The 26,109-nt window shown below is 64.4% G+C and carries 25 protein-coding genes, 1 tRNA gene and 1 pseudogene; 13 read left to right on the top strand and 14 right to left on the bottom strand.

Annotated elements, in window-relative coordinates; genetic code table 11:
- Positions 1-367: 367 nt before the first annotated feature.
- From NA12_RS33985 to NA12_RS35100, 5 genes are read right to left on the bottom strand one after another with little or no spacing between them, the layout of a single operon-like run.
- On the bottom strand, positions 368-862 hold the full coding sequence (locus tag NA12_RS33985; protein ID WP_132370453.1) for a hypothetical protein: 495 nt from the start codon (positions 860-862) through the stop codon (positions 368-370).
- Positions 852-2,312 (bottom strand): deaminase domain-containing protein, encoded by a 1,461-nt coding sequence (locus tag NA12_RS31795; protein WP_084473332.1) that lies wholly within the window; start codon positions 2,310-2,312, stop codon positions 852-854. The genes NA12_RS33985 and NA12_RS31795 overlap by 11 nt, the downstream gene beginning before the upstream one ends.
- 7 nt (positions 2,313-2,319) lie before the next feature.
- Positions 2,320-2,622: a WXG100 family type VII secretion target gene (locus tag NA12_RS31790; protein ID WP_067460134.1), complete on the bottom strand. Its 303-nt coding sequence runs from the start codon at positions 2,620-2,622 to the stop codon at positions 2,320-2,322.
- Positions 2,622-2,960 (bottom strand): WXG100 family type VII secretion target, encoded by a 339-nt coding sequence (locus tag NA12_RS31785; protein WP_067460132.1) that lies wholly within the window; start codon positions 2,958-2,960, stop codon positions 2,622-2,624. The genes NA12_RS31790 and NA12_RS31785 overlap by 1 nt, the downstream gene beginning before the upstream one ends.
- Positions 2,961-2,972: 12 nt before the next feature.
- Positions 2,973-3,491, bottom strand: a complete 519-nt coding sequence (locus NA12_RS35100) for an FAD-dependent monooxygenase (protein ID WP_371856041.1) — start codon at positions 3,489-3,491, stop codon at positions 2,973-2,975.
- A 263-nt stretch (positions 3,492-3,754) separates the two neighbouring features.
- On the opposite strand from NA12_RS35100, the gene NA12_RS31780 reads away from it, so the two are divergent.
- The 3 genes from NA12_RS31780 to NA12_RS31770 all read left to right on the top strand — a co-directional run bounded on the left by NA12_RS31780 (position 3,755) and on the right by NA12_RS31770 (position 8,032).
- Positions 3,755-5,566, top strand: a complete 1,812-nt coding sequence (locus NA12_RS31780; RefSeq protein WP_067460129.1) for a multicopper oxidase family protein — start codon at positions 3,755-3,757, stop codon at positions 5,564-5,566.
- A gap of 94 nt (positions 5,567-5,660) precedes the next feature.
- Positions 5,661-6,950 (top strand): oxygenase MpaB family protein, encoded by a 1,290-nt coding sequence (locus NA12_RS31775; RefSeq protein WP_067460127.1) that lies wholly within the window; start codon positions 5,661-5,663, stop codon positions 6,948-6,950.
- A 17-nt stretch (positions 6,951-6,967) separates the two neighbouring features.
- Positions 6,968-8,032, top strand: a complete 1,065-nt coding sequence (locus NA12_RS31770) for a lipocalin-like domain-containing protein (protein WP_084473330.1) — start codon at positions 6,968-6,970, stop codon at positions 8,030-8,032.
- 51 nt (positions 8,033-8,083) lie between these two features.
- On the opposite strand, the gene NA12_RS31765 is transcribed toward NA12_RS31770, so the two are convergent.
- Entirely contained in the window at positions 8,084-8,710 is a 627-nt protein-coding gene (locus tag NA12_RS31765) for a TetR/AcrR family transcriptional regulator (protein WP_067460144.1), read from the bottom strand.
- Between the two features lie 909 nt (positions 8,711-9,619).
- Between NA12_RS31765 and NA12_RS31760 the strand changes: the two genes are divergently transcribed.
- Together NA12_RS31760 and NA12_RS31755 are read left to right on the top strand one after the other, a co-directional pair.
- The gene (locus NA12_RS31760; protein ID WP_067460123.1) at positions 9,620-10,252 is read left to right on the top strand and encodes an HAD family acid phosphatase; all 633 of its coding nucleotides are present in this window, start codon (positions 9,620-9,622) and stop codon (positions 10,250-10,252) included.
- A gap of 724 nt (positions 10,253-10,976) precedes the next feature.
- Positions 10,977-11,050 (top strand) — tRNA-Pro (locus NA12_RS31755).
- 178 nt (positions 11,051-11,228) lie between these two features.
- On the opposite strand, the gene NA12_RS31750 is transcribed toward NA12_RS31755, so the two are convergent.
- A complete protein-coding gene (locus NA12_RS31750; RefSeq protein ID WP_132370455.1) occupies positions 11,229-11,468 on the bottom strand; it encodes a hypothetical protein in 240 nt (79 codons plus the stop codon).
- On the opposite strand from NA12_RS31750, the gene NA12_RS31745 reads away from it, so the two are divergent.
- The 4 genes from NA12_RS31745 to NA12_RS31730 all read left to right on the top strand — a co-directional run bounded on the left by NA12_RS31745 (position 11,442) and on the right by NA12_RS31730 (position 13,448).
- A complete protein-coding gene (locus tag NA12_RS31745) occupies positions 11,442-11,861 on the top strand; it encodes a hypothetical protein (RefSeq protein ID WP_132370457.1) in 420 nt (139 codons plus the stop codon). The genes NA12_RS31750 and NA12_RS31745 overlap by 27 nt on opposite strands.
- A gap of 356 nt (positions 11,862-12,217) precedes the next feature.
- Positions 12,218-12,769, top strand: a complete 552-nt coding sequence (locus NA12_RS31740; RefSeq protein ID WP_067460116.1) for a TetR/AcrR family transcriptional regulator — start codon at positions 12,218-12,220, stop codon at positions 12,767-12,769.
- On the top strand, positions 12,766-13,125 hold the full coding sequence (locus tag NA12_RS31735) for a DMT family transporter (RefSeq protein WP_067460113.1): 360 nt from the start codon (positions 12,766-12,768) through the stop codon (positions 13,123-13,125). The genes NA12_RS31740 and NA12_RS31735 overlap by 4 nt, the downstream gene beginning before the upstream one ends.
- Positions 13,122-13,448: a DMT family transporter gene (locus NA12_RS31730; RefSeq protein ID WP_067460110.1), complete on the top strand. Its 327-nt coding sequence runs from the start codon at positions 13,122-13,124 to the stop codon at positions 13,446-13,448. Before NA12_RS31735 ends, NA12_RS31730 begins: the two co-directional genes overlap by 4 nt.
- A gap of 414 nt (positions 13,449-13,862) precedes the next feature.
- Here NA12_RS31730 and NA12_RS31725 read toward each other — a convergent pair whose 3' ends face one another.
- Both NA12_RS31725 and NA12_RS31720 read right to left on the bottom strand, forming a co-directional pair.
- The gene (locus NA12_RS31725) at positions 13,863-14,630 is read right to left on the bottom strand and encodes a hypothetical protein (protein ID WP_067460107.1); all 768 of its coding nucleotides are present in this window, start codon (positions 14,628-14,630) and stop codon (positions 13,863-13,865) included.
- Positions 14,631-14,840: 210 nt separating this feature from the next.
- Positions 14,841-15,005 carry a hypothetical protein gene (locus NA12_RS31720; RefSeq protein ID WP_157106429.1) on the bottom strand — a complete coding sequence of 55 codons (165 nt, stop codon included), beginning with the start codon at positions 15,003-15,005 and terminating at the stop codon, positions 14,841-14,843.
- A 263-nt stretch (positions 15,006-15,268) separates the two neighbouring features.
- On the opposite strand from NA12_RS31720, the gene NA12_RS33385 reads away from it, so the two are divergent.
- From NA12_RS33385 to NA12_RS31695, 3 genes are all read left to right on the top strand, one after another.
- The gene (locus NA12_RS33385; RefSeq protein WP_084473324.1) at positions 15,269-16,228 is read left to right on the top strand and encodes a recombinase family protein; all 960 of its coding nucleotides are present in this window, start codon (positions 15,269-15,271) and stop codon (positions 16,226-16,228) included.
- Between the two features lie 1,023 nt (positions 16,229-17,251).
- Positions 17,252-18,454, top strand: coding sequence for a hypothetical protein (locus NA12_RS31700; protein ID WP_067460098.1), 1,203 nt, complete (start codon positions 17,252-17,254; stop codon positions 18,452-18,454).
- 768 nt (positions 18,455-19,222) lie between these two features.
- Positions 19,223-19,630 (top strand): cupin domain-containing protein, encoded by a 408-nt coding sequence (locus NA12_RS31695; RefSeq protein ID WP_067460095.1) that lies wholly within the window; start codon positions 19,223-19,225, stop codon positions 19,628-19,630.
- Positions 19,631-20,111: 481 nt separating this feature from the next.
- Here the strand turns inward: NA12_RS31695 and NA12_RS31690 are convergent, their stop codons facing one another.
- From NA12_RS31690 to NA12_RS34835, 5 genes and pseudogenes are all read right to left on the bottom strand, one after another.
- The gene (locus NA12_RS31690) at positions 20,112-21,356 is read right to left on the bottom strand and encodes a hypothetical protein (RefSeq protein ID WP_132370459.1); all 1,245 of its coding nucleotides are present in this window, start codon (positions 21,354-21,356) and stop codon (positions 20,112-20,114) included.
- Positions 21,357-21,648: 292 nt separating this feature from the next.
- Positions 21,649-22,089 carry a hypothetical protein gene (locus tag NA12_RS31685; protein ID WP_067460089.1) on the bottom strand — a complete coding sequence of 147 codons (441 nt, stop codon included), beginning with the start codon at positions 22,087-22,089 and terminating at the stop codon, positions 21,649-21,651.
- 72 nt (positions 22,090-22,161) lie between these two features.
- Complete coding sequence (locus NA12_RS31680) at positions 22,162-22,707, bottom strand: DUF7691 family protein (protein ID WP_132370461.1); 546 nt, start codon at positions 22,705-22,707, stop codon at positions 22,162-22,164.
- A 279-nt stretch (positions 22,708-22,986) separates the two neighbouring features.
- The gene (locus NA12_RS31675; protein WP_067460084.1) at positions 22,987-23,259 is read right to left on the bottom strand and encodes a hypothetical protein; all 273 of its coding nucleotides are present in this window, start codon (positions 23,257-23,259) and stop codon (positions 22,987-22,989) included.
- A gap of 48 nt (positions 23,260-23,307) precedes the next feature.
- Positions 23,308-23,556, bottom strand: a pseudogene (locus NA12_RS34835) (IMP dehydrogenase); the annotation flags it as partial.
- Positions 23,557-24,993: 1,437 nt separating this feature from the next.
- Between NA12_RS34835 and NA12_RS31660 the strand changes: the two are divergent.
- Entirely contained in the window at positions 24,994-26,064 is a 1,071-nt protein-coding gene (locus NA12_RS31660) for an IS110 family RNA-guided transposase (protein ID WP_067460076.1), read from the top strand.
- Positions 26,065-26,109 lie beyond the last annotated feature (45 nt).

The raw sequence follows: 26,109 nt of genomic DNA, 5'->3' as shown, positions 1-26,109 counted from the left end.
ACTAGGACCTGCGGCCCGGCGCGAACAGGCTCCGCGACCACAGAACCTCAGGCACTCACCACGGGTCTGCAGTTCCGCGTGGAGCCATGCCTGGAACAGCCGCCGTCCGCCCGGATCACGGCCGACAGACTCACGCGCGCGGCGGCGGGACCGACATTGGCGCAGTGGACAACGGCGTGCCGCAGTCGCGCTGTCGCCCAACGGGCGATATGCCTATGTCACCGCGGAACCCACTGCGACGATCTGGAGGTGGACATTGTCGCGCACATCGACCGGATTCGGGTGGCGCGCGAGCGGTCGACGATGGCGGTCTCCGCAGACGGCAAGCACCACCTGTACGTCGGCTCCCGAAACGACTGGTGGCACCCTATATTTTATTTCTCTCCCGACGCATCGCTTCCGTAGATTCGCGAGTCTTCTGCTGGATACGCCATGAATCTCGCAGGAATTCAATGAATCCATCTGCAAGCTTTTGATCCTCGGAAGAACCTTCCTGGTAGGCGTAGACAGCACCTGACCCGCGCTTAAAGAAGTAAACTTTGTAACCTTGGTGATGACCGAAGAAGAACTGTCCATCCAACGCTAATCCCTTGCCAGAGATGTCTTCGGCAGCTTCTATGGCATCGAGCATACGAGGAAAGAATAGGTCACTTCCTTTGAAGAGCGTGCCAGCCTTCTTCCCCATATACTCAAGAAATGCCTGGTACTCATCAGAGATGGGGAAGCCATCGGGTGCGACGGAGCGGACCTGTTCGATCTCTGCTGCATCGCACCCTATGATCGAGTCACTCGTTGCGAATCCGGAGCCTATCAACTGACGACCGAAGGTCTCTATCTCGCGTTTACTATCCTCACGCCCCATAGGTAACCTTCACTTTCACTCCAGGGTATTTCTTCATGAATTGTTCCACCACATTATCGCAAGCATCGCAAGGTTCACGCTCAGTATACAGGTTGATTGTTCCCGTTGCATCCGGGCCAAGCTGTTGCGCTAAGCTATCAAGAATTTTGAACTCGGAATCGGTAGGGCGGACCGTTAGTCCATCGTCCGAACGCGGCTCCAGGACCGGGTTCTCCGGTTTTGACACCGTGCCCGTCGGAGAATCGTCGCCACTGACGGCATCCAGGCTAATTTGCTGTCCGTTGATCTCGCCTCGCGCTACGGCGACATTCCGAGTCTTCTTTATCGTTTCTCCGCTTGCAGCCAAGCGTTCGCGAACCTTTTGGGCTTCCTCTGCTCCGTTGATTGGAGAGTGCCCCTGGTCGGTGAGCGCTACACCATTCCGCTCTGTGATCAGTATTGGCAGTGCGACGATGGTCAGTAGGTCGCCATTGGTCAGCTCTGCTGCGGTGAAGGTGAGACCACCAAGCGTGGTGAGGAAGATGTTGGCGGGCCCGGCTATGGCCCCGGCGGCATCGTTGAGGAAGTCGATATCTATCTCGACTTTGTTCTCGTTGGGGTTGGGTGATTGTTGCTTGCTCGGTGTTTTTGTTTTTGTAGGTGGCTCTTTGACGGTCACCGCCGAACGCCCGATCGAGATGGCGGTGACGACCACTACCATCGCGAACTGGGTGTTGATGTCCGCCCGCATTGTCGCCAGGGCGACCTTATGAGCCTCGACCGACGCCGCGATATCGTGGGCCGCGGTACGGATATCGCGGAGGCTATGAGCGAGCCCGCGAAGGTTGGTAGCGTGGTTCGGAATGTCTCTTGGGACCTGGGATCCGAAACCGCGCTCCAGCCCGGAGGCAACCGTGAGCAGTTGCGACACACCGTATTCGAGCGGATCTGAATTGGCGAAGGTCTTCCACGCGGTTGCCACACGCGCGAGGTTTTCGGTGTCGCCGTCAGGGACTTGGCCGCCAGAGACAAGCACGGTGACCCTATCTTGTAATTCGGTCCAATCTGTTTGCAATCCGTTACTGTACGTGCCCGACGAGGCGACACCGACCACTATGCCCGGACCATAGGGGAGTTCCGTAGGAAATCCCGTTGGCAATGATGGGGGTTGGCCTTTACTGGGGTCGATGTTGGCTATGTATTCCCCGAGCGCCCAGTTGTAGTTGGATGCGGTCAGAATATCGGCATAATTTCGCAGAGCGCGCGCGAAATTGTTCGAAACCATGGCCACTGCGGCGGCACGGCCGTCGCATGTCTTCGACCATGGCTGGACAGCTTGATACCCACCGGCCATCGCGGGGGCGGCTAGAATTATGGTCTGCAGTGAGTTGTAGACAGTTTGAAATTTCTCCGATAGATCGTAGCATGCCTTGGCTGCGGTCTCATAGGACTGCGGGGAGATCGAGGCCACGGAAGCTCTAGCCGCCGCTCATTCTCAAGTTGGTGTCCGCTGCTTGACTGTAGGCGTCGCGGGCGGTGACCGCGGCGTTGTACATCTGGGTGAGCCCATCGATTACTGCTGCAGCCCCACTTGCCCATTCTCGATAGGCATCCTCTTGAGCGACAGCAGCAGATCCGTGCCAGTTCTGCTGGATGGTGGCGATTCGATTGTTGATGCCATCGAGGCTATCGGCGAGAAAACCGATAAATCCATCGGAGCGACTGATGAGCTGGTCTAGCTCATCGATATCGAATGCGAAGTCGCGGGAGTAGTCGACCATTACAGATTCAGCTCTGGTAAATCGAGCGAGCTCAGGGTATTGGAATTGGAGATGTCCTGGCTGACAATGGCTTTGCTCGCGTCACTCAAGAGTTCACCCATGGTATTTAGGGCGTTCAATACGACGGCTGCACCCTTCCTGGTTTCGGCCCAGCCTTCTCCGAATGCCTCTGCCGCCGACCCGGTCCAGTTATTGAGGACGCCAGATACCTCCTGGTCAAGCGAACCGAGTCCATTGATCAGGGACTCGGCGACTTGCTGAACGTAGCTACCCGCGTCGGTCACTTCGGCCGGAACCATCGCGAAAACTGTTGCAGCCGTATAGTCCTCACCTGACACGCGACCCCCTCATCAAGACAACGAAGCCCAGCCTAGCCATGACAGGGTTGGAGCCGCAACAACCTGTCGAGAGTTGGCCGCACAGGTGCATCCCCTCGTACGCGGATTTCGCCCCAGCACCAATATCTGGAGCTCCCCCGGCGAATTCTGCTGCTCTGATGCTAGCGCATCGGTCAGCAAGGTTGCCTCGGTATCCGGGTGCCGAGTTGATCGCGCGCCCGCGACCGGAGATGCCCCCGAAGGTTGATGCGGGCGCCAAGAACCGGAAGTGTTTGTGCGAGAGGTAATCCCGGACGAGGGTCGCCGACTGAGAAGCTCACGAAAGCGAGCAACCAACCGATCAGGATGCGGCGCGATCGTGGTGATGGTCTCGACGCAATGCCAGCCGGTCCCCGCGATCGCGCGGTTTATACAGGTCAGCGAAGCTGATATACGTCGACCCAGCGCCTTTCGCACGCTGCTGTGCGCGCTGTCGCAGCCGACTAGATACCGTGCCCGCACCGTGTGCTCACCCTCGGGTCCGGCGAGCACGGCGTCTACACCGTCCTCGTCCTGGGTGAACCCGACGGGCCGGACCCCTCCCGCAGGATGCCCATCGGCTCGAACAGTTCCAGCGTGCAGGGTTGAATGCCCACTACTTTCACGTACTGGAGCCGATCCGATTGCGCGTCGATGATCCGGGAGTGCCGCGACGATGCACCGCGTGCCATTCAGGGAGGTACTGGTTACCGTACTTGGTGGTATGGTCGCTCGCGCGGTGCCTGCGACGATGCGGGCCAGGGAAGGGCTCGAGCATGGAACATCCGATCGAACGCCGTCGATTCCTGCGGGCGGCCGGAGCGGGTTTGCTCGCCGCGACGCTGGCAGAGTCGCAGGTCGGCGCGGCCCCCGTCGCGCCACCGGAAGGACGCAGCCCCCTCCTGTTCCACTCCCCGGCGGTCGAACCGTTCGTCGACGAGATGCCGCGACTGCCCGTGGTGCGCGGCGACCGGCTCGAACTCGTCGCCGAGACCGCGACCCACCGGTTCCACCGTGATCTGCCGCCGTCGCCGTCACTGGGCTACAACGGCATGAGCTATCTGGGCCCGACCGTTGAGCATCGGGCGGGCACCCCGCTGCGCCTGCGTTTCGCCAACCGGATGACCACGCACCCGCTCGCCGCCGACATGGACACCAGCCTGCACGGCGTCGCCGAGAGTTTCCGTACCGCACCGCCGTCGTCGCTGCATCTACACGGCGGGGTGACGCCGCCCGACAGCGACGGGCACCCCGAGCAGCTCGTCTATCCCGGCGGTGACATCGACCACGACTTCCCGCTGGCGCAGGACACCGGCCACCTCTGGTATCACGACCACGCCATGGGCATCACCCGCGTGAACGTCTACGCCGGGCTGGCCGGAATGCTGTTGCTCCGCGACGATTTCGACACCGGCGAACCCGACAACCCACTCGGCTTGCCCGCGGGTGAGTTCGAAGTGCCGCTGGTCCTGCAGGAGAAGCTGTTCACCGCGGACGGGCGCCAATCGGTCCGGTCGACACCGGTGGTGCCCGAAGGCGGCTGGGAGGGTGGAGCCGTCGGCGACATCGGTCTGGTCAACGGCAAAGTCTGGCCCTATCTGCCGGTCGCGCGCGGCCTCTACCGCTTTCGCGTGCTCAACGCGGCGTCGTTCAGCGTATGGAATCTGTTCTTCGGCAACCGGATGCGGTTCTGGGTGATCGGCAACGATCACGGCCTGCTCGACGCGCCGGTCGCCACCCACGAGCTGCGGCTGTCGCCGGGTGAACGGGTGGATCTGCTGGTGGACTTCGCCGAACTGACCCCGGGCGAGACCGTCGAACTGCGCAACGACGAGGCGCCGGTCTTCCAGGCCGCGATCCTCGGCGAGGTCGCGATGCCGCGGTTCTGCCAGTTCCGGGTGGAGGATCGGCCCGGCTTCGCGGGCGGCCTGCCTGCACGGTTACGCGGCGGAGCCGGACTGCCGCCGCTGCTGCCGCCGATCGAAACGCCGACGGTGATCCGCGATGTCACCGTCAGTCAGCCCTACGAGCTGCGCGTGCCGCCCGCGATCATGTCGCTGAACAATCTCACCTTCAGCAGTCCCGATATCGAGATGCCGCGCCAGGGCACCGTCGAACAGTGGAACATCATCAACATCACGCCCGATCCGCACCCGATTCACCTGCATCTGGTCACCTTTCGCATTCTCGGCCGGACCCCACTGCGCACCGTCGACTATCAGCTGGCCCATCCGCAGCCGCCCATCGGACAGAAATGGGCGCCGTCGGCCGAAGGATTCCTGGCCGGTCCGATGATGGCGCCGCAGCCGTGGGAAGCCGGCAACAAGGACATCGTGCGCGTCGACGGCGGCACCGTCACCAGCATCATCGTGCGGTTCCCGACCGCGGCGGAACTGGGCTTCGACCCAGACGCGCCGTTCCCGCGCCGGGTCGCGACCGAACGCGTCGGCGAGGATACCCATACCGGTCACCGCGCGCCGGACCATGCCGGTCATCAGCACGACGACCTGCGCGGATACGTGTGGCACTGCCACCTGCTCGACCACGAGGACCACGACATGATGCTGAAGTACCGCATCGTGAGGTGACATTTCCGTACTTTCAGGTACGGAAAGAGATTCAACATAGTATGGTCGACTTCGATCGCAGTCAGCGAGTGGACGTCAGATCAGGAGGCCGGCAGTGGTCGATGCCGTCGAACGTCAGGTCGAGCACACCCGCTCCGAGCTACCGGTGAAGTGCCCCAACGCTTTTCGCTATTGGGAAGCGCGCGACACCCCACTGGTACGTCGGCTCGAGCGTGTCTTCACGACCGTCACCCGGCAGCGATTGTTTCCCAGCGACGAGCAGGCGAGTGCGCTGTGCGAGGACCTGTTCACCGGTGACCCGGTAGCCGAACGGTTCGTCGCCGAGGTGATGCACGGCGCGATCGGGTCGAAAGCCGGGCGCGCGATGCTGGAGACGGCGCTGACCGAGGGCATCGATGCGGTGCCGGACGCGCCGGAATCCATGCGCGCGTTGTTCGCCGAGTTCGAGACAGTGCCCGACTGGGTGGTGCCCGAACTGGTGGAGCAGGGCGCGGCGATCTGGCGGCGCTGGGGCACCATGCTGTTCAGCTTCGCCGGTGCCGAGACGCTCGAGATGTACACCGAGGCCGCGGTCGCGACGCCACTGTCGCTCGCGGGTGGTTACGCGGGCGACAGCGCCCTGCGCCGGTTCCTGGAGACCACCCGCTTCTGGATCGACGTTTCCGAACCCGACGCGCTGCTCACCCCGGGTTCGGCGGGTCGGGCCACCGCGCTGAAGGTGCGGGTCATGCATGTCTCGGTGCGCGCGAAGGTCGCGGGCCACCCAGAATGGGACCTCGAACGCTGGGGGTTGCCGATCAGTCAGACCTACCAGATGCTCACCCTGTTGGCGGGCAGCGTGACGCCCGGCCTCGGCTTGTGGGCACTGGGCTATCAGACGACTCCGTCGGAAATCCGTGCGCTGCTGCACTTCCAGAAGTACATGGGTCACCTGCTCGGCGTGCGGGTGCGCTGGTACCCGGAGACGGTCCTCGACGGACTGCGGGTACTGGCGATGACCATCGTGTCCCGGTCCTACGACGCCGGACAGCACGGGACGGAACTGATCGAGTCCTATCCGGCGGCCTTCGCGCCCCGCGACGGCCACCGCGGTCTGACCAGGTGGCGCGAGAAGTACAACTATCGGATCAATTCCGTGTACTCCGCGATGTACATGGCCCCCGGTACCCGCCGTCACTACACCATGCCACCCGCGTTCCCGTGGATCCTCATCCCGATCCTGCGCTTTCCGCTGATCACCGCGATGGAGATCGTGCGCCGGATCTGCCCGCCGTTCGCGCGGGCGCACGAAAAGCTGATGCTCGCCCATCGCGAGAACTGGTATCGAGCCCAGATGCAGGGCCGCACAGCGGCATTCGACGCCAGCGGTGCCCTGCGCCGATGAACCCACCGAAAGCAGCCATGACTACCGCAGACATCGTCGAAGTATGGAACGGGCCGGGCCGTCGCGACGGCGAACTGACGCCGGTCGAGCCGCGCCACAACGGATTACATCCCTCGCCGAGCAAGCTCGCCTTCGAACACTGGTATTTCGACGCGCACCTCGATACCGGCCACGTGGTGATCGGCTTCCTGACCAAACGTCGACCCGAGGACCTGCCGTTGGCCCGGCCCTGGGTGGAGATGATGGTCTACGCCCCCGACGGCACCCGCCGTCAGGTGTCGCGGCGCTATCCGCACTCGGCGACCTCGTTCTCGCCCGACGCCTGCGATGTACGCGTCGGCGCGAACACCGCGCGCACCGAGTTCCGCGACGACGGCCTGCCGGTCCATCACCTACGGATGGCCGAGGACGGTCTCGTCTTCGACCTGCGGTTCCACAACGAGGTCCCCAGCTGGATGCCCGGCAAGGGGGAAACCCGCTTCGGCAGTAAGGATTCCTTCGGCTGGATGGTCGCCGCGCCGCGTGCCGCGGTCACCGGCTCGATCGAGCTCGACGGCGTGCGACACGAGGTCACCGGACGTGGGTATCACGACCACAACTGGGGCGTCGGCGACATGAAGAAGATCATCGAGCGCTGGCACTGGGGCAGGCTGTACGTCGAGGACTACTCGCTGCTGTTCGCCTCGGTGCTCACCCAGCAGCGCCGAGGCGGACACGAGATCAGCCCGCTGATGCTCGCCCACCACGCCGACATCGTGCTGTCCACCGGCGAGACCGTCCTCACCGAGGGGCCGACGCGCTTCGACGCCACGGCGGGGCGGGACTACCCCGAATGGGTCGCACTGCAGGTGCCCGGAGAGCTCGAACTGCGCCTGGACGTCGAGCGGGTCATCCACGCCCACGACCTGCTCGACGATCTTCCGATCGCGCGTTCGCGCCTGGTCAAACCCCTGATCCACCGCCTGGTCGGGCACCCGGGCTACTTCCGATTCGAGTCGAGCTTCGAGCTGACCGTGCACACCGAGAGCGGACCGCAGCGACGCAGCGGGACCACACTGCACGAACTGGTCGCGCTGACATGACCCTGCGCACCGTGCTCATCGGGTGCGGAACCCATTGCGGTGCAACGGACCTCAGCGAGGCGGCTCGGTGCTGGTGATGAACCGAAAGAACTCGCGGCGCTGATCCTCTGTCGGCACCGGCAGGTTCTGATTGCCGTGCACGAAGCCGATCCCGGCGAAGCACATCAGCCCGGCGCGCATTTCCGCCTGTTCCGCAGAGAATCCCATGTCGACCAGGGTTTTCGACAGGGTGTGGAAGATCCGCTGATCCAGCGCCTTCACCGCCTCGGCCACCTTGGCGTTCGTGCGCGCCCAGTCGCGGACCGCGAGCTCCACCTGCCAGACCCGCTCCCCGGTGAGCAGGGCGCCCATCCGGGCCAAGCGCTCCTGCGTCGGCAGTTCGTCGAGGTCGGTGAAGCCGCGGGCCGCGTCGTTCTGATCGGCGCACCAGAACTGCGCGGTGGTCTCGAGCAATTGGTCGATACCGTCGAAATGCCAGTAGAAGCTACCTTTGGTGACGCCGAGCTCATCGCAGACCTTGGCGATGGTGATGGCGGCGACGCCGTCGCGCAGCAACACGCGCAGCGCCGCGTCGGTCCAGTCCTCGACGCCGAGCCTGCGCGCCGCCCCACGCGCGGCCGCCGCTTTGCGTTTGGACACCGGCGCCGTCGGCCGGGTACTGCCTGACTCGTCGGTCATGGTCGTCTCCTCGCCGCTGGCGCCATACTTCACCGTACAGTTAAACCTACCAAAAGGTATGTCCGATCCTGCCGACATCCGAATGATGGACGGCCGCGAGAAAGCGCGCGCAGTACATCCACGAGAACCCGTCGACGATAACCGTGTTATCGTGTAGCCCGTGCTGTTGAGCCCGGGAGAACCCGGCGACGCACAGCACAGTGGCAGATCAGCCCTGCCTCCGGTCGATATTGCGGGCGAAGATCACGTCCGCCGTAGGCGGCGATAACCAATCCGACGATCGGCGAGTCATACGGCCATCGTCCGGCCGCGCAACGACCGACCGTATTCACCACGTACATAAGGCGACGCATGAACACAGAGCCTGTGCGCAGATCGCTCACAGCGACAATTTCCCAGCGGGCGCTGGCGAAAGCTGTGGACGGCGGCAGTCCGGTTCTGACGGATACCGCCCCCTGGCAGCATCCGACCCGGTCGGCGCCCAGATCGCTGTCATCTCCACCCACCTGGACCGACCTCCGCGTCGACATCGCCTCCGGCGATTCGCGGTGGTTGCGCAACACGGTCGTAGGTGCCACCGAAGGCCGGGGAAGGTTCTGATGTCACCGCCCGTATCGCCTCGCCCCGCCGAGCCCGACACCCACCTCCGAGTAATCACGGGCGGCCTGGTGGTCGACTTCTGCGGTTGCCGCACCGCCGTGCGCAACTTTCTTCACCACTGGCTTTCCCGTCCTCATCCCTCCATCACCGCCAGCGAGATCATGGACGGATTCCTCCCCCACCAACGGATGCCCTGCGAAGCGCTGTGGTTGAACCCCTGATCGCGGCCACGCTGGGCGCGCCCGGCTGCAATCCCACAGCGCGGGATTGTGAAGCTGCGTGGCTCGGTCCGCTGTTAGCGTGCGATAGATGAAACGCGTTACTGCATCTCTGGTCGCCGGTGTCGCGGCCGCGCTCCTGGCCCCCTTGCCCGCCGCGGGCGCCGACACCGGTTCCGCGGCCCTGCCGGGTGGTGGCTCGTCCTCCTTGTCGGGCAATCAGTCCGAGCTGCCGCCCTACGCTCAGTGGATCGGCGAGATCACCCCCGTCGTGGCCGAGGCGAAGATCTATCTCGTCGGCCGACTACCCAGCGCGACCCGACCCGCGATCGTCTTCGACATCGACAACACGACGCTCGAGACTTCCTACAACACCGGCCTGGTCATCCCCGCGATCCAACCGGTCCTCGACCTGGCCACCTGGGCGAAACAGAACGGCGCCGCGATCATCTTCGTCACCGGCAGACCTGCCCTGGTCAACGCCTACTCGCAGGCGAACCTGACCTCGGTCGGCTACCCGGTCGACGCGCTGTACGGCAGCGCGCCGACCACGCTGTCGGCGGGCAATGCCGGCCTGGCCGAGTACAAGACCGCGAGCCGGGCAGACATCGAGAGCAAGGGCTACACGATCGTCGCCAATATCGGCAACAGCGCATCGGACCTGTCCGGCGGGCACGCCGAGCGCACGTTCAAGTTCCCGGACTACAACGGCGCACTGAACTGATCCGCGTGAGGTGGCCTTCCGGCGCCGAGTAGGTCAGGATCCGCGCGGGGCACCGAGCATTGTCTTCACCCGAACGAAATCCTTTGCTCGCGGACAGTTTTCGTGTCCGAATGGGTGTGGCGACCAGGGAAACGGTCGGTGACCAAAGCTACGCTCGCCGAAACCGCAGCTCAGCCATTCAGGGGGAACGGCCATGTGCGGCCTCCCTCTCGCTTGGAAAACGGTCCGGATAGCGATCTTGCTTATCCCAGCTAGCCGGACAGGGCGTCTCGCCTCAGCCGATCGCTCGACGAGGCGAGACCTTCCCCTACATGCCTACACCGCCGCCACGGCGCAGGCACGATCCAGCTTATGCATGGCATGGCCGCGAACGCGGAAACCGCGCCAAGCCATGCTCGAATGCGCTGCCATGTCGTCCGAACACACATCAGAACCGATCACAGCCGGTGCCTCCGTCGATGCACACAGCGGCAGCCGCTCGCGCACCGACTCGACGATGGCTGACCGGCTACCGAGGAGCGCCGCTTCGACTCAGCACTGGACGCTTGATCAGAATCGAACCTGTTGAGTTTCTGTGCAGTTCGGCCACAACACGCCGTCGACGTCCGACCGCACCGCTGCCGATGCTCGGCTGGATCGACAAAAAGGTGCATCTACCAGTCGATTAGTACTCTCGCCAAGAGGTGAGGTAACCTTTTCGAGCACCCGGAGACGGGGGCAGGAACGGGCTGTGGCGCAGCTTGGTAGCGCACCTGACTGGGGGTCAGGGGGTCGCAGGTTCAAATCCTGTCAGCCCGACAGTGAAAACCCCCTCTGACCTGGGTCGGAGGGGGTTTTCTTATACCTGGGGATTCGACGTTTTTCGGCCGAAGTGCACACTTATTGCACATTTATTGCTTTGAGCAGCCGCTGTCCGATCGTCTGCGCACCTCATGATTCGCGTTGGGGAGGCCCTCTCGGGGAGCTGAGATGGACGTCACACCACATCGAGCAGAGTGGCGGGGCAGCATTCGAAGAGACCTCGTGGCCTATCGATGTACTCGACGATGAACTGTGGGACAACGATCGACCGGCAGCCCGCCTGCGTCTTCGTACACTCCTGGCGGACAGCCTCCATGCCGTCGGCTTGGGCGGCCACCCGGTCGAAGATCTCGATGACGCGCATCGCCGTGGCGACGCCGTCGAGTCCGTGGCGATCGTGCAGCGCGACGAGCAAGGCCGTCTTCCGGCAGACCTTCTGCAAGCGCAGCAGGTCCCCCACCTGCCAGTGACGGTCGGCGAGTGGGACCTGCCCACGATCAAGCGCTTCATCGAGGGACTGCCCGGGACCGGCATGCAAACGCTGCGGGCCCTGGTCGCCGAGGGAGGCAGCGCTACACCCGCGCGCATCAAGGAACTCATCGGCATGAAGAGCCTGTCGGGGGTGAAATCGGCACAGCAGAAGGCGTTCCGGTCGATACCCCTGCAGCCGCGGCCACCCGGATGGCTCATCGAGAAGAAACACACCAACAACAACCAAGACGCCGTGATCGAGCGATACTTCATCCGCTCGAACCTGCTGCCCTTGGTTGTCGAGGCGCTCGACCAGATCGACAGTGACATCCGGTGACAAGTCTGTCGGCCACCGGAAAGCCGAGTTCCGAGCGGATGGGGGTTCCGGTAGTAGCCGCCGAAAAATCAACGGATATGGCGTAGCCGAGGCTGAATGCTGGTGAGGCCGGGTTCGACCTGCGGTGGGGGCGAGTTGCTGGCGGCTTGGCTCCCAACACTGTTGGTTGGTATGGGAAGTCGGTTTCGTGGCGACGCGGGGCGATGCGCGCCCTCGCCTCACTAGTCGGGCCGGTAGCCGACCTGCGCCGCTGACCCGGCTACAGCCACCCATCCCGCTCTCGCCCCACGGACACCGCGAAGAACCGGCGACCAACCCATACCTTTACTTTACCATCCGGATGGTAAAGTAAAGGTATGGGTACGAGTTCACGACAGCGGATCCTCGACGGCGCGGTGGAACTGCTTCGCACCACCGGCGGCGCCAACATCACCCTGGAATCGGCCGCCAAGCAGGCCGGACTGAGCAAGCCGGGACTGATGTATCACTTCCCCACCAAGGAAGCGTTGATGCTGGCCGTGGTCGATCACGTCGCGTCACGCTGGGAGCAGATGTTGCGCCGGCGGATCGGTGACCGGGATCCCGGACAGGTCCCGGTCACCGCGCGGGTCCGCGCCTATCTCGAGACGGCCCTGTACGAGAAGTTCGACCGCGCCGACTTCGCCATCTACGCCGACGCGGCCTACTACCCCGCGCTCACCGATGCCTGGATACGACGGCTCACACCGTGGCTGGCCCTGCCCCCCGAACTCCCCGCGCCCGAGCGGGCGCGACTGAGCGCGGCACGAATGCTGGCCGACGGCTACTGGACGGCCCAAGCGACTGGAGTGTTTCCGGTCTCCGAACACGACCGCGCCGCCCTCGCCGCGGTCGCCGAACAACTCCTGGAAGGTGGAACGAACCGATGAAAACCTGGCTGCTACTCGCCACCGCGATCACCGCCGAGGTCGTCGCGACACTCTCACTACGCGCCGCCCAGGACAACCCCGGCTGGTACGCGCTCGTCGCGACCGGCTACCTGAGCGCTTTCGCCGCCCTGTCGGTGGCCTTGCGCACCGGACTCGGACTCGGTGTCGCCTATGGCATCTGGGCCGCGAGCGGCGTCGCACTCACCGCGGTCATGGCCGCGGTGCTCTTCGGTGACCCGCTGACCGTGCTGATGGGTGCCGGGATCGTCACGATCATCGGCGGAGTGCTGTGCGTCGAACTCGGCGCCCACCCGCCGAAGAAGGCCACCACCGCGACCGAGGGAGGCCCGAAATGAGCTGGATCCTGCCGATCGGCGCGATTCTCAGCGAGGTCGCGGCCACCCTGGCACTACGCATGGCCTCCCAACCCGGCGCCCGCAAGGCCTGGTTCGCCGCTGTCGGCGTCGGCTACCTCACCGCCTTCACCTTCCTCGCCCTGACCCTCGCACACGGAATGACCATCGGTGTCGCCTACGGTATCTGGGCCGCCAGCGGCGTCGCACTCACCGCCATCGCCGCACGCCTGCTGTTCGGCGAACCCCTCAACCGCGTCATGACCGCCGGAATCGTCCTGATCATCGGCGGGGTACTCATGATCGAACTCGGCGCCGCCCACTGACCCACGTGCGCGACAGAAAGCCACGCCATATCCGTTGATTTTCGGCGGTTACTACCGAGACCCCGAGTCAGAGCCGCAGGCCCCGGTCGGCGGGAGCGGTCACTGCTTCCCGTTCCAGGCGGGGTGCTGAGCTTCACGCGGTGGCCTTCTCCTCAGCCGCGCGAGTCGCTGACTTCACCTGCTACGCAGGCGGACTTGTCGGACCGACCGCGTAGCGTTCTCCAGATTTGTTCTTTCAGCACAGGAGGATTGAGCATGGCGGAGTCGGGTCGAGGCTCGCGGGGCAGGTCTACGCGTTGCCTGTCAGTCAGGTGATCTCGATCGAGCGGGTTGAAGCGACGGCGTAGCGGCAGCCTCGAATCTGGCTTCTGGCCGCCGGCAAGGCCCATATCCTGGGCGATATCGGCGGCTAGCTCACTTTCCGCGTTGTGTAAGCCACGCTTCCAGGGCGGCATCGGCCACCTCGGCACGGTTGAGCCCATCCTCGAGCGTGGCCTGCTCCACTCGCAATGCCAGATCGTCGTCGATGTTTGTCGCGAAATTCGCCTTGCCCGCCGGCGCCGGTGTCGGAGGCGTCGCGAGTTCGAGCCAGGGGAACTTCTCGATGATCTCCTTGAAGTGGGTGTGGTCCAGCACGATCGGGTCGCCCGCTTCGAACCACTGCAGGATCTCGCAGGTGGCCGCGCCTTTGGCGCGCGCAACGCCACCGCGGTGAGCGATGTCGTTGCGCAGTTTGCGCAGGTCGCCGAAGAACGGGATTTGGAAGTCTCGCGGCTTGCAGCCGTGTGCGTCGGCGAGCCGGTGTCGGTAGTCCTCCTCCCACCGAGAGAAGAACGTCGGCAACCACATGCGCCCGCCCCAGGCGTGATGCTCGCTGCCGTGGGCGAGGGCATCGAGCAGCAGATCGGCCGGGATGGTCGTCGAGGATCCCTTCCACACAGGAAATAGCCCGCTCGGATCGCATACATCGAAACCTGCGGGGGTACGGATATTCGTCCTGTTGTAGCCGTAGGTCTGCCCGAGGAACGGGACCTGACCCCTGATCAGTTGAACGGCTGCCGCGCCGGCGCGCGGTGCCATGCGAGCTACCGCGATCGTGAGCAGCAGCTCGGTCTGCATGTCTGCGAGGATCGCGACGACAGCGTCGCTGCCGACTGCGTCTGTACCTTCGTCGGTGTTCACGTCGCGATGGTCCCATCCGGCACCGACGCCCGATACCGGCTGCGCCGATAGCAAGGGGCTGTCCGAAAGCGCTTTTGGCCCTCGCCCGGAGCTGGGCGAGGGCCAAGGCGAGGCAGGCGCTCGAGGCCACGAGCGCGCTGCCGACTGGTGTACCCGAGGCTTCGACTGCGTCGCTTGTGCGGAGGAGTTCCGGGGCAGTGAGTGAAGCGTCTACGACGCATCAAGTTGTGCTTCATCAAGCCACACCGAGATTCCGATACCTGCCACCGTCAAGAACGCGACCAGCACCCACATCCACCACGGCCCGTCTCCGGTAGCCAAATTCACCACGATCGCCAACCCGGTGCTCGCCGCTCCCGCCACCGCGATCGGCACCGCAACCGGCCACCACGACCCCGAACTCATCCAGCCCCCTATCGAAGCGCGACAGGCAACGCTAAATCTAGCCGAAAAGCGCCCACCCACAACGCTGTTCGAATGCCCAAGCCGCCGCCCTCGCCCACTACAGCGGACCGATGAACCGAACTCGAACAGTCGAAATTCTGGCCGCTCACCCACCAAGCCGATGGCCCAGTAGCTGACAGTGCAGACGACTGCGAGCATCCGCGCAGATGACTTCAGGAATCGACAAGGGTGGAATGGCGCTCGTCGGTCTCGTACGGGTCAGCACTAGCAGACAGGAGACCCGGCGGCAGCACGACGACCTCGATCCGATCTGCGTGCGGGTGTTCGAGGAAAAGGTGAGCGGCAAACTGAGAATCGCCGATCGGCCGGGCCTGCGCGCCGCGCTGGACTTCATGCGCCCCGGGGAGGACATGCTCACCGTCCAGGAAGCCGACCGGCTCGGCCGCAACTTGCTCGAAGGGCTGATCGTGCTCAACGACCCGTTCCGGCAAGGCGTCGCGGTGAAAATCCTGCACGGAATCGCCGCTGGCGAGCACACGGAACGCAGCCTCATCCTGGATCTGGCGCTCGCCATGGCCGAGGACCGGCGCCGCGACATCGCCCGTAAAACCCGCGATGGCCTCGACGCCGCCGCCCGCCGCGGCCGAAAAGGCGGACGTCCCAGGGTCGTCGATGACGACAAACGCCGCGCGATCCTCGCCCGCCGCGCCGAAGGGCAAGCCCTGCGCGAGATCTCGCGCGGAGTCGGGATCAGCCTGGCCGTCGTACATGGTGAGGTGAAAGTCGCCGAGGGCGCAACCGCTGCGGCGGCGCCCGACTTCACCTCAGGCGGTACAGCAGTCGGCACGGCTCAGCATCGCACCATCGTGCGACGCCGGTGCCGATCAGTGGCACCACCGAAGAGATATCCGGACGAGTTGAGTGTTCGGGCGGTCCGGCTGTATCGAGAGTCCGATCCCAAGCCGACGATCCGGAAGCTGGCCGCGCAGCTGGGGGTGCATCACGAGGCGTTGCGGAACTGGATCCGCCAGGCCGAAGCCGATGCCGGCCAACGTCATGACCGCCCGACAACCGATATGGCCGAGGAGAACGAGCAGCTCCGGAAACGGGTTGCCGAGCTGGAGCGGGTCAACGCTGCATTGCGTGATGCGAGTGCGTATTTCGCCTCGGAGCTCGGCCAGACCCGTCGGTGATCGTGCGGTTCGTCAGCGAACATCCGCAGCACCCGGTCGAGCTCGTATTGCGTGTCTCGGCATCGCGTCTTCGACGTACGAACGCTACGCCTACGACGACCAAAATCGCCGTCGCGGCTCCCGTGCCAGGCGAGAACCCGCCGATGAGAAAGATAAGTAGAACCAGGCCCAGCAGGACCCTGAGGCCAGCGATTCCCCGAATGATCCGCACAGCACCCGCAGAGCGTTCGGCGCCGACTGGAGCGACGGATCCGGCCTATGGCGCTTACATTGGTGTTACAACCCTCGCCCCGCTCGGCATGCGCCTGCACGGCTTCGGCCTCTCCCTCGAAGCACTCCGGCTCGTCGGGCATCTGCTCTCGAGCAGCGATAAGAGCTATGGGCATGACCTTCTTCGGTGGTTCCGGTTGTTGTGGTTGTTGGGGGTCGCGTGGGATCAGCGTGCGAGCCCGCCGCCCGGCTCGTTGCCGTACCACCTTCCGCTGGAACGGATCTCGGCCGTGCGACAGTGAGTAATGAGGCGTTCGCGCGACGATCTGTCCAGCGAGCACATCCATGAGGAGGGGCCACGGGCGCCGTGACGGCAGCGCAACCGGTGATCACCAAACCACTGCCGCCGACCTCGGGCGCGTCCGCGCCGAACTGACCGGAGACCGCCTCGGCGCGCCTGCGCCGAGGCGAAGCCACCGGGGCCGTGCGCTTCCTCGGTGCGGGCGCACCCGGCGTGATCGACACCGGTGCGGATTCGCGCAGGGCCGAGATTTCGGATCCCGAGACGGGCCCACCCGGTCGACGAAAATCGTTCCTTCCCTGCGGATCCGGGAGTCCGATCCGGCGATCGGCCGCGACCTCCTCCGGCGGGCACCTGCCGTCACCCCGTGAACTCGCGACCTGTCGAGAACTCTTGCACCACCGCACCACAGCTCGATACAGTCATCTGGAAGAAGTAGTTGAAAACCTTTCCCACACATGGGGTTTCGTGCTACCCGCCGCCCCTTCTGTGGCGGTTCCCGAGGAGACGTCGTGCTGCTTTCCCCGCAATCCTCCGCCGGACCACTCGTCCACCGCCGCAATCCGGCACCGGCCGACGTCAGCAAGGCCGACCTCAGACAAGATATCTATACCGAGGTGGATTTTCCTTGGTACACCATTCATCTGAGCGAGCAGGCGGTCACCTGGATCGACGGCATGGGGCAATTCTTCGAGGAAGTCCTGAAGGAGTCGATGGAAGCCTTCGAGGAGTTCGTGCCCCTCTTCGCGGCCATCCAGGCGTATATCGACACCGAAGTGGAATCGATCAAGTCGGTATCCCGCGGGGTATCGGACCACAGGGTCAAATTGGAAGGCACCTTTCCCTCGCCCATCGTGAACCCGGTACCCGATCCCGGCTACAATCCCCCCGGTCCCGTCGGGCCCCCGGATACCGTGAACGGATTGCGATGGTGGACGGTGAACTCCATCAACGCCTACAAGGGCCGCTGGGCTTTCACCGCCACCAATACGAATCCGGACGAGCGGGTGTCGTCGATCTACTTCTCCACCGATTACAACGGCAGTACCATGCACACCAGCCCCAGGGACTTCCGCGACACCTACGCGTGGACCGCGTTGCGGGGGCATTCGGAATTCGACAGTGGATTGGATACCTGCGCCTACAGTCCCCGCACCGGTATGTGGTGGCTGTTCAACGGCCAGTACTGCGCGCGGACGAACGGCAACGGCGACACCCTGACCTGGTCGCCATCGAAACTGACGACGGTGTGGAGGGGACTACAGCGGATCGCCGACGGCGAATTCGGCGACGACGAGCGGAAGCAATGGAGCAACGGTATCTCCTGCGCCACGGCCGTCAACGAAAGTTACGTGTTCATCGCGGGAAACCGGCTCGCCATTCTCGACGCGACCAGTGGAGATTTCCACTCGTATCTCCCCTCTCCCGTCGGCGTGACCGATATGTGGCCGACTCTCGCGGGTCTGCCCACGGTCGGCGTGATGGACGGACTCGGCCCGAAAGCCCTGTCCTTCAACACCGCCGAGGGCAGCAACAAGTGGTTCCTGGTCTACCACAGCACGCTCTTCGTCAACTATCCCGACGGCGACTATCCGACCGGTTTCGGATACAACTTCATCGCCTGCGAAGGCGACCCGTCGACCTACGGCTACTACGCCTGGAACGCCATGTTCAACTACCTGCAATTCGAATGGCCGTATCCGGGCTGTATCTGACCCGCACCAAGCCCTCGAGGGTGTAGGCCAGGGCGAGGTACGCTGCGGGCGATCACGACTCCGGCTGGGTAGCCGATCCCGAATTCCACTGATCGTCACCAGTCAGCGACCGCCGCGCGGTCCGGACTGATCGGCATCCGGTGGATACCCGAGCGGCTTCCCGGCAAGATGAGAATCGTGTCCGAGGGGAATGGCCGAAGCGCGATACCCAGGTCCGCCAACCAAGCCGCAGCCTCCCGGCCCATCCGTTGTGAGATCCTGAGGCTTTCCTGGACCGAGCCTCGGTCTTGCGTGACGGTTTCCAGCGGATCCTCGGCTCGGGACCGGGTTCAGGATGCACCGAATCGCCCAGAGCTCTGCGGTGATCCGATCGGCGAGAAGAGCGAAAGCACAGCGGCCCTTCGCGGCCGTGCGTCCCTCGCAGGCGACTCGGCCGGTCGCGGGAATCCACCGTATCGGCCGCCGCGATCGTCGGCGCGGACATACCTCGGAGCCGACATCGGGCGACTCGCGTCCGTGTCTTTGGTGCTCAGGAGGGCAGCGGCGAGCTAGCGGCCCTGCCACATGGTCGACAACCTTGCCTCACGGATGCCGACCTGCCCGGTCAGAACAGGATCACCGCCCCCCGGTCCCGGCGGCCGAGCCTCAGAGAGTCGGCGATCAGGCGCACGCGCGGCGCGTAGTCGAGAGAACGGCATGGCAGTAGCCTGAGCAGGCTCGTTGCCTCTGTCCGTTGTTCGTTACATTGACAACCCCCAGGGAGATTCGATGCAAAATTTGGAACCGGTCGGGCTGCACTCTGCGATAGATGTGGACGAGTTTGTCTCCGAGTCCACATCTGCGACGATCATCGATTCACACACGTTTCGCGACGGTGAGTGGCGCGCCCTCACAATGCAGGAAAACACCGCTTCGGGTATCACGAAATGCGTTGTGCCCGTCGATATCTCATCCGCGCAGTTCTTGGTAATGACCGAGGTCGCCCCACGTACCGCAGTGGAGTCGCACCGGCACGGTGAGCCGATTCTGCGTCTTGTGGTCTCGGGGTCGTTAACGCTGAACGGTACCGAATATCGCACCGGTGATTGGGTATATGTGCCCGCTGGAGTGGACTATCGCATCGATACTGAAGCTGGTTATACCACTGTGGCCGGGTACGGAGTCCCGTGCGACTGATCGATCGACCCGACCGCTACCGCGCCGAGGCGGGTGCGGTGTATGCCAGGGTCGGGCCGATGACAGCCCGCGCGCCGGGGTTGGCCACGCAGCGGCATCACGTGTCGGTTCCTGGCGCTAGCGTGATCCCTCGCAGGGATCCCAGGTTCTTCGGAAAATTCGAGAGTACGGAGACAGCACGGTGGATGACGAAATCTTGACGATGGCGTCCGGCGGGGAAGCCGTCGAGACGACCCCGACGTGGACAGAATGGGTGTCGCCGGAACGCCAACGCGCACAAGCGCACAGGTTCTTGGAGTCCACCGGTGTGACGGAGCCGCCTGTGGGCCCGTAGGACGAGGATGCGCCGGAAGTACGCCAGCTCGAGGCGTACTGCGCTCGCGTCTTTCCGGACACGCCGACGGCGACGGCCGCCGAGAACTCCGACATCGCTGACCAGTTCGAGTCGAAACGCCCCGCCCGGGACGCCCTCGTCAGCCACCTAGTGCTCGCGCTTGTCAGCCGTGAGCTCCGGCCCCTGCCGGGACGCATTGACTCCCCCGTCCGGTTGAGCGAGGTCAATCCCGAATGCAGGAGCGGTCGGCACGTCGTGCATTCGCGCGAAAAGCCTTTTGCGCTTGCGGTTCTCATGCCACAGGCGGGCCCGGAACAGCTTACTCGGTGGCAGCACAACTGCACGAGCCCACCGGTGCGGGTCATAGAGCTGCTCGGCGGTGAGTCCTGTGGCCTCGACCAGCGCCCCCGGAAACACCTTGTCGTAGGCATGATTGGCCGCCGCTGCCTCAGCCGGCGGAAGCAACATCCACTCCGCACACACCCGCCGCAGTTGCCACACGTCCATGAAGTCCGGCCGTCGCGGGTCGCCGTCGACCTCAAGAAGGCCTCGCGCTCGCAGCCCCATATATAGCGACGCTACACGCCCGAACCCCGCACCAAGGGCATCCGGACCCGGGTGATCGGGGTGATCGATCACGATCAGCGGCCGCGGCAACTGACTGATCTTGACCAATGCCATCACTGGCAGGCCGAACACCCGCGCAAAGTGCGCGCGGTGCGTTCCGTCGGCGCGCAGCTGGTGTACTGGCCCGGCTGGGCCCTCGACACGAACCAGCTGCACGGGCTGGCGCAATCTGCCGATGGTGAAGTCATCGATCCAGGCCTCCAGCAATGGCGCCGAGTCGGCCGCGCGCAGCGACAGGCAGAACGCATCCAAGGACCGCCGATGCCGTTCCATCCGGTCGAAACTGCCCCAGACCCGGTCCACCGTGGAAACTATCGTCTGCGAATCCACCCACTCCAGACACTCCGACCAGGCCGGGAACTCGGGCCCGGGATCACACCGGACCGGACTGCCACCCTGGAACACCGCGACCCGATCGACCTGCGGTGCCTCGGCATTCACTACCTCGGCGCGTTGTGCCAACCATCGTCGAAGTTCAGCGCCGTCGGCGGGGATCTGATCTCTCAACGCGACCAGAGCCTCGCGCAGCTGAGCGCGCTGGGGTCCATCTGCCCGCGACCGCAGCAATCGGTTCCACTCGTCAATGTCGTCATCGAGCCGGCCCGTACGCACCTCTTCGGGGTTCTCGACCGTCATGGTCGACACGTCAGGGTTGGTCAGGTCGGGGTCGGGGATGCCGTAACGGTGAAGAATCGTCGTCAACTCGTCGGCCGTCGCCGACCACCCCCTCATGAATCGGTCGCCGCCCCATCGCACCTCGAACACACCCTGCTCGTCTCGGCCTATCACAGCCAACCCCCTTCTACCCCAATGGAAACCGCCTCGACGAGGATCGCACGGTTGCTCAGGGGGAATGTGGCTGACCTCGCCTGACCGGCCCTACCAACGCGCGTGGTCGAGCTGAGCGAGTCGGGCAGTGACGACGCTCGAACATCTCCGGGGCCGGAGCATGATCCCCGCAATCGTCACGCCCCGACCCGCTGCGTCGGCCTATACCGCTCCGCTTCTCATCCCTGATCCCGACCAACCCGGTACCTGGATGGTCGGGGTTGGTTGATCAGGCGTTCTCCGCGGTCGTGGCCCTCCACTCAAGGAATATGCGGCTGAACGGCCCAACGGAGAACATCGAGGAAGGTTCCGTCGGCGTCGTGACCGCTTCGAGGGCGAAGCCGCGCAGGTCGCACTGCATCTCACCGTGGCGGTTGTCCAAGAACTTCTGCTGGACAGCAGCCGGAAGGCCGGACCACCATTCAAGCAGGTGCTGGCGTCGTCGGTTCAGCAGACGGGCATGGTGCGGTGTCAACCGCAGCGGGCCGGGAGGCTGTCCGACCCAGTACGCCGTCGATGCGGTTCCACCGAGGGTCGTGATCCGTTTGACCAGCGTCAGCGGCAGCGCCATTTCCGGGTCGGCAATCAGCTGCACCTGCTCGTCGAGATCCAAGGCGAAAAACCATGCCAGCTGTGCCGGTGAGGGGTCGAGATCGGTGTCTTCGTTCACCTCGGCAACGTAGACCAGATCGGGTTCCGACGAACACGGATCGGCGCCTGTTGCAGGCACCGGAGACTCCGGTCAGTGATAGAAGGTGACCAGGTCGCTGCCATCCTCAGTGCAGTGGTGTATCCACTGCTGTATCTCTGCAATGGCCCCTCGCACGTAGGGGTCGCCGACGACGCTCAAGTTCGCAGCGTCCAGGGCCGGGGCGAGCTCGTTCATCCGCGCACAGGTCAGGTAGCCGATGCCTGGAAAGTCGTCGACCTCCGGGATCGGGACGGGTGCGCCGGCGAAGGCGAGATCATCAGCGGGGTCGAGCTTCACCCCAAGCCTTGCCAGTTCCTGACCGACCGTGTCGAGCCCGCTTGATCCGATCGGATACCAGTACTCGTTGTTCAACGAGCCGCCGAACCGCTCGCAAAGCACCTTCAGCGCGTACCCGTAGTCCGCCCCGTCGGTGCCCGAATGCGGCTCACTGAAGAACAATTCGCGTAGCGCGGTGCGTCGCTGCGCTGAGCTGATCGCGGACGAATGAAGCCCTACCATCCAGTCGTAGAACGCCGCCGGTTCTGAGGCGAACGTCGAAGGCGCGCGCAAATGTTCGATCCGAACCGAGTACGCCATGATCCCGTACCCCACAACCACTCCCCTACGTTCGCGCCGATCCACGGTTTGTGCCACCCGCTCGGGCGGCTACCACCATGAAGGCTACCGCGGAGCAGCGACCACCCGTCTACGGCGGACGCAGGCGGTTTACCTAAAGGGGTTTCCCACCTTGACATTTGGTCACGATCCTCTGGCAGGCCCCTGCTGTCGGGACGCTGGGGCGCACGATGATTCTGCGCCCGATGATCTGGCCGGCATCGGCCAGTCGGTGACGTGGGAGCGCCCTCTCGGCGGTGCTCAGGCCTTCCCGGAGCCGGAGCCTACGCACTGGGTATTGATCCGCAGCGTGGCGCTGCTGGGGCATCGACGGCGACTACCGGGGCCCCGGTAGTCGGTGAAGCCCAAACACCAGTGGGCTCGGCTGTCGGTCTCGATGACCAGGCGTTCATGCCCGGGGATCTCGCAGGTGGTGCCGGCGTCGGCGAAGAGGCCGTGGCACCAACTCTGTTGGTGCCACCGGATTCCGGCGTAGAGGTAGGTGCCGGAGCGGTAGTCGGTTGTCGCGGTCACGAGCCCCCACTTGCCGCTACCCGATGCGTAGCGGCAAGCGCTGGTCGACTAAGGCTTCGATGCGTAGTTGGGTGCGTCCGTGGTGATCGCGACGTCGTGGGGGTGGCTTTCGCGCATCCCCGCTGCTGTGATCCGCATCAGTTGTGCCCGCTGCAACTCGGGAATCGTGACGGTGCCCGCGAATCCCATCCCCGCGCGCAGCCCGCCGACGAGCTGGTGCAGAACATCTTCGAGCGGGCCGCGAAACGGCGTGCGGCCCTCGATGCCTTGGGGCACGAGCCGTTCTTCGGAGAGCAGCGATCTCGAGATGACCGAGGAGCAAGCCGAAGGCGTGCAGCGCGTCGTCGCCCTGTATCTGCCCGCCGCGGGCGGCCAGGGATGAGCCGCCGCGGCCAGCTGCCCCGAACTCCCGAGTACTTCCCACGCATGAAACACTAGGCGCGAAAATGCAACGCGCACAAAGACTTTGATCGAGCACTGCTCACCTTCGTAGGGTTCGACCCGACTTCGCAACAGCGCTCGGCACCCGCCTCGGTGTATTCGTCGACCAACTCAAACGGCTCGCTGTCAGCGCGCGAACGATGCAGGCCGCACTCGAAGCCGACCACACCGCACGTAACGCCAGCACGCGGCGCCCATGGTTCGAGACCCTGGCCGACGCCGAAGCTCGTGGCGCACACGGAAGCGGCGCGATGGTTGCGCCCAATGTGACTGCGACACATGTGAAAAGGCCCATGCCAAACGATTCGAGCGCACACCGATCGAGGCGATCATGCACGACTATCAGGACAGGGAGACGGGAGCCGAATCGTGCGCGTGAAACAAAACCGCCTGACCGGCAACCCGGTCAGGCGGAGATGTGAGTTCTGTGCGAGGACCGGGCGCCCACCTTCGTCAGGTCGGCAGCACCCGGGTCCCGGGCAGTTGGCCTTAGTAGGTGTAATGCCTGAACAGAACCTGGCCGTCGTACCTGCCGCCCAGACATACCCCTTGCGTGCCCTTTTTGGGGTAGGGGGCCGTCTGAATGTGAACGCGTCCTCCGCCTTTCACGCAGATGAGGGAATTGTCCGCCTGTGCAGGTCCTGCGGTGATGAGCATGACGCCAGAGCCGATGAAGACGGTCGCAACGGCAAGTATGGCTTTTCGCATCGGATTCCCCCGTGTTGGATTCGAGCTCGCTCTGCCTTGGGGGCGGTGCCTCCCGGCGCACCCGAGACGAGCGAATTGGCAAGCGCAACATATCAGTTCGCGCCTACCGTCACCAGATCGAATCCGAACTCAAGCCTGGCATCAACACCGGTGGACCAATTGCCCTCCCGCACCGTCCGGATCAACGCCGCAGCCAACACCACACAGGAGATCAACGGATGATCGTGGTTGGGATCGACCCGAGCCTCACCGGCACCGGCATCGCCGTGCTCACCGCCAACGGCAAACGCATCCACACTGCGTTGCGCACAGTCGGCTCGACCTGAGGTTTCGACTTATATGGCTGGCAGCGGTTCGTGGTCGGATTTGCTCCCCGTAGCGTGCCGTAGCAGACCGGGTGGTTTGACTCCTGAGGTTCCTGTCGCCGAGGTTTTCGGCTGACTCAGCGTGGGGTATGTCGCACCACCCGGTCTGCGTTCGCGACGTGACTGAAGAGAGGCGTGACCACAAGGACGGGCAAGGTGCTCGAAGTCGGATTGTCCGCCGCGGATCCCCGCCCACCATGCGAGAAGGGACCCGTGCTCGATGATTGTCATCGGTATCGATCCGCACAAACGCACCCACACCGCCACCGCGGTGGATCCGGTCAGCAACACCGATCTCGGCTCGATCCGCATCGAGTCCACCCTCGCCGACTACAAGCGGGTGATCGCTTGGGCCAAGCCGTGGCCGGTGCGCCGATGGGCGGTCGAGAACGCCGAGGGCCTGGGTCGTCATCTGGCACGGTGGCTGATCGCTCGCGGCGAGATCGTCGTCGACGTGCCGACCACCGCGACCGCGCGGGTACGGGAACCCTCGCGCGGTGGGCGACGCAAAACCGACCGCATCGACGCCGCGGCAGCGGCGGTCTGTGTTGCCGCGCTGCAGGGAGACTGTCGACCGATCACTGTCGACGATCATTCCGACGCTCTGAAGCTGCTGGATGAACGACGACTCAACCTGTCCCACAACAGGACTCGGACGGTCAACCAGCTGCATGCACTGTTGCGGGACTTGCTTGCCGGTGGTGCTCCGACCAGCCTGACCGCCGCCGGTGCCGCGGCGGTCCTGCGCGGGTTCCGCCCACAGGTGAAGGCCGACCGAGTGCGTGTCGAGTTGTGCAAGGAACTGATAACCGACGTGCGTCGGCTCGATCAGCAGCTGGCCGCGAACCAGAAAGAAACCGAGCAGCTGCTCGACGAGCATGGCACCCGGCTGCGCGATATCGACGGTGTCGGTCCCGTTCTGGCGGCCCGATTGATCGGCCGCACCGGGCCGGCGGCCCGGTTTCCGTCGGCTGGCGCCTACGCCACCTACAACGGCACCGCCCCGGTCGAGATCGCCAGCGCCGATCACCAGCGCCACCGACTCAACCGCTACGGCGACCGCCAACTCAACTCCGCGATCCACACCGTCGCCATGGTCCAGATCCGAATGCCGGGCAGCGCCGGCCGCGCCTACTACGACCGCAAGATGGCTGCAGGAGCGACGCCACGCGCGGCCACGCGCTGCCTGAAACGACACCTGTCCAACCACATCTGGCGGACCATGAGCACCGACGAGAACCGGCTACGACGACAGACGTCACCGAATCCTCTACAGCAGCTTGACAAATAGAGAGGCACCCCCGTTTTCACGGAGTGATGTTCCCCCGGTTTCGTG

Source organism: Nocardia alba NBRC 108234 (assembly GCF_001612665.1).
GTDB classification, from domain to species: Bacteria; Actinomycetota; Actinomycetes; order Mycobacteriales; family Mycobacteriaceae; genus Nocardia; species Nocardia alba.
This window is presented reverse-complemented; position numbering and strand designations above follow the sequence as displayed.

Excerpts from the sequence above, each read along its gene's own strand:
- NA12_RS33985 (WP_132370453.1), bottom strand. The coding sequence starts at position 862 with ATGGGGCGTGAGGATAGTAAACGCGAGATAGAGACCTTCGGTCGTCAG.
- NA12_RS31790 (WP_067460134.1), bottom strand. The coding sequence starts at position 2,622 with ATGGTCGACTACTCCCGCGACTTCGCATTCGATATCGATGAGCTAGAC.
- NA12_RS31780 (WP_067460129.1), top strand. The coding sequence starts at position 3,755 with ATGGAACATCCGATCGAACGCCGTCGATTCCTGCGGGCGGCCGGAGCG.
- NA12_RS31770 (WP_084473330.1), top strand. The coding sequence starts at position 6,968 with ATGACTACCGCAGACATCGTCGAAGTATGGAACGGGCCGGGCCGTCGC.
- NA12_RS31765 (WP_067460144.1), bottom strand. The coding sequence starts at position 8,710 with ATGACCGACGAGTCAGGCAGTACCCGGCCGACGGCGCCGGTGTCCAAA.
- NA12_RS31760 (WP_067460123.1), top strand. The coding sequence starts at position 9,620 with ATGAAACGCGTTACTGCATCTCTGGTCGCCGGTGTCGCGGCCGCGCTC.
- NA12_RS31740 (WP_067460116.1), top strand. The coding sequence starts at position 12,218 with ATGGGTACGAGTTCACGACAGCGGATCCTCGACGGCGCGGTGGAACTG.
- NA12_RS31735 (WP_067460113.1), top strand. The coding sequence starts at position 12,766 with ATGAAAACCTGGCTGCTACTCGCCACCGCGATCACCGCCGAGGTCGTC.
- NA12_RS31730 (WP_067460110.1), top strand. The coding sequence starts at position 13,122 with ATGAGCTGGATCCTGCCGATCGGCGCGATTCTCAGCGAGGTCGCGGCC.
- NA12_RS33385 (WP_084473324.1), top strand. The coding sequence starts at position 15,269 with ATGGCGCTCGTCGGTCTCGTACGGGTCAGCACTAGCAGACAGGAGACC.
- NA12_RS31695 (WP_067460095.1), top strand. The coding sequence starts at position 19,223 with ATGCAAAATTTGGAACCGGTCGGGCTGCACTCTGCGATAGATGTGGAC.
- NA12_RS31680 (WP_132370461.1), bottom strand. The coding sequence starts at position 22,707 with ATGGCGTACTCGGTTCGGATCGAACATTTGCGCGCGCCTTCGACGTTC.
- NA12_RS31660 (WP_067460076.1), top strand. The coding sequence starts at position 24,994 with ATGATTGTCATCGGTATCGATCCGCACAAACGCACCCACACCGCCACC.